This window comes from Asaia sp. SF2.1 (assembly GCF_000505765.1).
Taxonomy (GTDB): Bacteria; Pseudomonadota; Alphaproteobacteria; order Acetobacterales; family Acetobacteraceae; genus Asaia; species Asaia bogorensis.
Genome location: NZ_AYXS01000008.1, coordinates 1 through 5,275 on the forward strand (window position 1 = coordinate 1; position 5,275 = coordinate 5,275).

The 5,275-nt window shown below is 61.9% G+C and carries 5 protein-coding genes and 1 pseudogene; all 6 read right to left on the reverse strand.

Annotation, left to right across the window (positions count from 1 at the left end):
• Window positions 1-50 precede the first annotated feature (50 nt).
• A complete protein-coding gene (mltG, locus tag P792_RS25235; RefSeq protein ID WP_023978088.1) occupies window positions 51-1,100 on the reverse strand; it encodes an endolytic transglycosylase MltG in 1,050 nt (349 codons plus the stop codon).
• A 163-nt stretch (window positions 1,101-1,263) separates the two neighbouring features.
• Window positions 1,264-2,547: a beta-ketoacyl-ACP synthase II gene (fabF, locus tag P792_RS25240; RefSeq protein WP_023978089.1), complete on the reverse strand. Its 1,284-nt coding sequence runs from the start codon at window positions 2,545-2,547 to the stop codon at window positions 1,264-1,266.
• A gap of 147 nt (window positions 2,548-2,694) precedes the next feature.
• A complete protein-coding gene (locus tag P792_RS25245; protein WP_023978090.1) occupies window positions 2,695-2,934 on the reverse strand; it encodes an acyl carrier protein in 240 nt (79 codons plus the stop codon).
• A 241-nt stretch (window positions 2,935-3,175) separates the two neighbouring features.
• A complete protein-coding gene (gene fabG / locus P792_RS25250; protein ID WP_023978091.1) occupies window positions 3,176-3,916 on the reverse strand; it encodes a 3-oxoacyl-[acyl-carrier-protein] reductase in 741 nt (246 codons plus the stop codon).
• A 19-nt stretch (window positions 3,917-3,935) separates the two neighbouring features.
• Window positions 3,936-4,907, reverse strand: a complete 972-nt coding sequence (fabD, locus tag P792_RS25255) for an ACP S-malonyltransferase (RefSeq protein ID WP_023978092.1) — start codon at window positions 4,905-4,907, stop codon at window positions 3,936-3,938.
• Window positions 4,908-5,023: 116 nt separating this feature from the next.
• A pseudogene (locus P792_RS0118335) lies at window positions 5,024-5,275 on the reverse strand (hypothetical protein); the annotation flags it as partial.

Genomic DNA, 5,275 nt, shown 5'->3' on the forward strand with positions numbered 1-5,275 from the left:
GCGAGAGAGAGGGTATTGCGGGCAGTGCTTTCCGGCACCTGCCCCTCACCTCAATGCCGATGTTGAGACGGCGCTCCCGCGCCACGACCATCGTGCCGCGCCGGCGCAGCTTGAGGTGACGCGGCTTTGATGGTTCCGCGCAGGGCTTTGAGCGTTTCAACACGCTGATTATGCTCGTGCAGGTCATGCGAAAAGCCGTGGCCGCCTGTGCCATCTGCGACGAAGTAGAGCATATCTCCGCTTGCCGGATGGGCGACCGCATCAAGGGCAGCAAGACCCGGTGAACAGATTGGACCGGGCGGCAGACCATCAATGACGTAGGTATTATGCGGTCCCGCTTGATGAAGCTCATCATGGGTCAGGCCGTGGTCGAGCGTGCCCAGCCCCTCGCTCAGATCGTAAATGGCTGTTGGGTCGGATTGCAGTTTCATCCCCTGCGCCAAGCGATTGAGAAAGACGCGGGCCACCTTGGGTCGCTCAGCCGCAATGCCCGTCTCGCGCTCGACAATCGAGGCCAGGATGAGAAGCTGTTCAGGCGATGTCAGACCGATGGATGGATCACGCCCTGCCCATACACGGGCGAGAGTCTCACTCATGAGCGTTTCCAGACGGCTGACAAGACGGGCCCGTGATGTATCGCGTTCATAGGCGACCGTCTGAGGCAGGATTGCTCCTTCACGCAGCGGCGGAACGTCTCCCGTCAGGAATGGGGCCTGTTGAAGGATTATCGCGATCTGCCGCGCTGTACGCCCCTCCGGAATGGTCAGAAAATGCCGGACTGGCTGCCCATGACGTAACACATAGAGCACGTCGAGCATTGAGGCTTGCGCCGGAAAATGCAGTTCAGCGGCATGCAAGGCCCCATGAGATGCTGTTGCCCGGGCAGCAAGACGGAAACTCAGTTCGGACAGTGTTCCGGGCGAGATGATTCCTGCCTGCGCCAGATCGTGGGTGATGTGGGCTGTTGCGCCACGCGGGACGACATGATCGGTAGCGGCCTGCAAGGGACCGGGCTGCGTGACCTGATGCCAGATCAGTGCAGCCCCTCCTGCCGGGCAAAGGAGCAGAAGCAGGACAAGGGCGAGAATGACACGCTTCATGTTCACTCCCGGAAAATCGGATGACGGTTATCCGGCATCCAGTACTGGAGATTCCTGACGTGGGACCGTTTCAGGCCAGAGCCCGATGCCGGTTCCCGTCACACTGCATCACGAGGAGCAATGATACGGGTCAGGCACCACTCAAAGAGTCAGAGCCGTGAAATCAAACGCCCTTGACGATCAGGCTGGCATTGGTCCCACCAAAGCCGAAGCTGTTGGACAGGGCAATGTTGATCTTGCGCTGCTGGGCCTCGTGCGCCACGCGGTCGATGACGCTCTCACGCGCGGGGTTGTCGAGGTTCAGTGTCGGGGGGGCTACGTTGTCACGGATGGCCAGCATGGAGAACATGGCCTCTACCGAGCCGGCAGCGCCGAGCAGATGCCCGGTGGCGGATTTGGTGGAGGACATCGCGACATGCTTTGCGTCATCGCCAAACATGCGCTCAACCGCATCAAGCTCGAGGTCATCGGCCATGGTCGATGTTCCGTGGGCGTTGACGTAGTCGATATCGGCCGGGGTAATCCCTGCAGAACGCAGTGCAGCCTTCATGGCACGGAAAGCGCCTTCATGCCCTTCCGCCGGCGCCGTGATGTGATGGGCATCGCCGGACAGGCCGTAGCCGATGATCTCACCATAGATCTTCGCGCCGCGTGCCTTGGCGTGCTCGTATTCCTCGAGCACGACAATGCCCGAGCCCTCGCCCATGACAAAACCGTCGCGGTCACGATCCCAGGGGCGCGATGCCTTTTCGGGCGTATCGTTGAACCCGGTGGACAGCGCACGGGCGGAGGAGAACCCGGCAATACCGAGCGGGCAGACAGCGGCCTCGGCGCCACCGGCAATCATCACATCGGCATCACCCAGCATGATGAGGCGTGTGGCATCGCCAATGGCATGCACACCGGTCGCGCAGGCGGTAACGGCCGAATGGTTCGGGCCCTTGAAGCCATAACGAATCGAGACGTGGCCAGAGATCAGATTGATCAGCGCCGAGGGGATGAAGAAGGGCGACAGGCGACGGGCCTTGCCGCTCGCAACAGTCAGGGAGGCGTCATAGATGGTCTGCAGACCACCGATGCCCGAGCCGATCATCACGCCCGTGGCGCAGCGATCTTCCTCAGTCTCCGGCTTCCAGCCCGAATCCTCAACGGCCTGAATGGCAGCCGCCATGCCCAGATGGATGAAGCGATCCATCTTTTTCTGGTCTTTCGTCGGGACCCAGTCCGAGAGCGTCAGACCGCCTTCTGCCGTCGGGCCTTCGGGCACTTCGCCAGCCACATGGGCGGGAAGATCGCTCGGGTCGAAGCAGGTGATACGGCCAATGCCGGTCTGTCCGGCGATAAGACGCTGCCAGGTCTGTTCCACGCCCACTGCCAGAGGCGTAACGAGCCCCATACCGGTGACGACAACGCGTCTTTCTTTCATTGCCGACAGGTTTGCCATCATGGGCGGACGAAGCTCCAGTCATAAACGCCGGCTCCCGGCGGCTGCCAAGGGGGAGCGGCTGTCAATCTCGTCGTATGTCCCGGCTCCGCACAGATCGGGAGCCGGAGAAGATCATTGCATCGGGCATTGCGGCCCGATGCAGCCAGATCAGGCGGCCTTCTGCTTTTCGATGTAGTCGATGGCGTCCTTGACGGTCGCAATCTTCTCGGCTGCATCTTCCGGAATCTCAACGCTGAAAGCTTCTTCAAACGCCATGACCAGCTCAACCGTGTCGAGGCTGTCAGCGCCGAGGTCGTCGATGAAGGAAGCGTCAGGGGTTACCTTGCTCTCTTCAACGCCGAGATGCTCAACAACGATTTTCTTAACCTTATCGGCGATTTCGCTCATCTGTTCTGGCTTCCTGTGTGCCCGGCAATTCGGGCGGTTCGAAACTGTTTACCATCCGTCTGGTTACCCAGTCGGTCCCCGTCTTTACTCCAGAGACGGCATGATCTGCCAGTACTCCGGATCGCGGACCGAAGATCGGGCCCCGGCGGGCCGAGACGCCCACGCTTCGGACGAAGCAGCGGGCGCTTAGCATGGTTTACCCTCGCACGCCAAGCTTTGCGTGCGAGCAGGGCCGATGCCCTTATGGCATCGCCATACCACCATTGACATTCATGGTCATGCCGGTCACCCAGCCGGCCTCCTCCGAAGCCAGATACACAGCGGCAGCCGCAATGTCTTCCGGCTTGCCCATACGACCGAGCGGAATGGAGCCGAGCAGCTTGTCGCGCTGTGCTTCAGGCAGGACCGCCGTCATGGCTGTCTCGACAAAGCCCGGTGCAATGACGTTGACCGTGACCCCGCGCGAGCCGGCCTCCTGCGCGAGTGACTTGGTCATGCCGATCATGCCTGCCTTGGCAGCCGAGTAATTGGCTTGCCCGCCATTACCGGTCACACCGACGATTGAGGCGATGTTGATGATGCGACCCGCGCGACGACGGAGCATCCCCTTCAGCGCAGCACGGCACAGACGGAACGGAGATTCGAGATCGACCGTGAGCACCTGCGACCAGTCCTCGTCCTTCATGCGGATGATCAGGCCATCGCGCGTCAGACCGGCATTGTTCACCAGAATATCGAGTGGCTTGCCGAGCAGTTCTTCCGCCTTGCCTACCAGGGCGTCGGCCTCGGCACCGACAGAAAGGTTGGCCGCACAGACATGCACCCGCTCCCCGAGGCTCGCTGCGACCTCGGCCAGTGCCGCCTCACGCGTACCGGACAGCACGACGTCGGCGCCCTGCGCGTGAAGCGCACGGGCGATAGCAGCGCCAAGGCCGCCAGAAGCACCGGTGACGAGGGCCGTTTTGCCTTCAAGACTGAACATCGTTTTCTTCTCCACGCTTTTAGAGGTCACGCAGCAGCGCCTCGATTTCTTCAGGGGTTCCGGCATTACGGGCCGTCAGGTCGGGCGCAATGCGCCGTACCAGACCGGTCAGCACCTTGCCTGCGCCCAGCTCGACCTGCGAGGTGACGCCCATGGCCGCCATGGCCAGCACAGTTTCACGCCACCGCACCGAGCCCGTCACCTGCTGCACCAGCAGGGAAGCAACGCGCGACGCATCGGTATTCTTTGCCGCCGTAACGTTGGTGATGACAGGAATGGCCGGGGTCGCAATCTCGGCGCGCTCCAGAGCCTCGGCCATGCGTTCGGCCGCCGGCCCCATGAGGGATGAATGAAACGGCGCGGAAACGGGCAGCAACACGGCGCGCTTCACCCCTCGGGCCTTGGCCACCGTAATGGCGCGCTCGACCGCCGACAGCCGGCCAGACACGACAATCTGGCCACCGCCATTGTCATTGGCCAGTTCGATTGTCTCGTGACGATCGGCCTCACCCTCAACCATCAGACGGGCAGCCTCGGCACAGATCTCCTGCGCGAGTTCAGCCTCGACGCCGAGCAGGGCAGCCATACCGCCCTCGCCTGCTGGCACGGCTTCCTGCATGGCCAGCCCACGTAGGCGCAACAGCTTTGCAGTCTGGGCAATACCCAACGCACCTGCGGCGGCAAGGGCGGAATACTCACCCAGCGAATGACCGGCCACGACGGTCGCCTTGTCTGCGAGCCTGAAGCCACCCTCACTTTCGAGCACGCGCACCGTAGCCATAGAGACGGCCATCAATGCCGGCTGCGCATTCTCGGTGCGGGTCAGGTCGACAGCTTCGCCTGTAAAGATCAGTTTGGACAGATGCTCACTAAGCGCATCGTCAACTTCCTGAAAAACCTCCCTCGCCGCCGGAAAAGCCTCGTAGAGGCCCTGTCCCATCCCGATGGACTGGCTGCCCTGACCGGGAAACACGAACGCATGAACTGACATGACCGTACTTTCATTCACGCCTTGGCAGCTACGCCGCGGCCCTCCTGCCCCGGCACAAGGACCAGGGACTATTCTGACCCGCGTGATGGCGGAGGCAACGGCTTCCTGTCAAATCGTTACTTTGCTGTCAGGTCGCCACGCAGGGCGAAAGGAAGGGTCATCACAACCCGACTGAGCGGTCTGGTTGCGCTGAACGCGGCATCCTTTCCGAAGTCCTGAGGGCGAAAGAGATAGGGATAGGGCGTACTGCCCTGATTATCGACCAGCAGCCGCTCCACACCGCCCTCCCGCACAATGAAACGGCTACCGGGCGCGACATCGACACCCAGCCTGTGCGTATCGGGCAGCAACAAGGCCACAAGAAATCC

Bases quoted from the DNA above. Each gene is read 5' to 3' on its own strand.
- P792_RS25245 (WP_023978090.1), bottom strand. From the start codon at position 2,934: ATGAGCGAAATCGCCGATAAGGTTAAGAAAATCGTTGTTGAGCATCTC.
- mltG (WP_023978088.1), bottom strand. From the start codon at position 1,100: ATGAAGCGTGTCATTCTCGCCCTTGTCCTGCTTCTGCTCCTTTGCCCG.
- fabG (WP_023978091.1), bottom strand. From the start codon at position 3,916: ATGTTCAGTCTTGAAGGCAAAACGGCCCTCGTCACCGGTGCTTCTGGC.
- fabF (WP_023978089.1), bottom strand. From the start codon at position 2,547: ATGATGGCAAACCTGTCGGCAATGAAAGAAAGACGCGTTGTCGTCACC.
- fabD (WP_023978092.1), bottom strand. From the start codon at position 4,907: ATGTCAGTTCATGCGTTCGTGTTTCCCGGTCAGGGCAGCCAGTCCATC.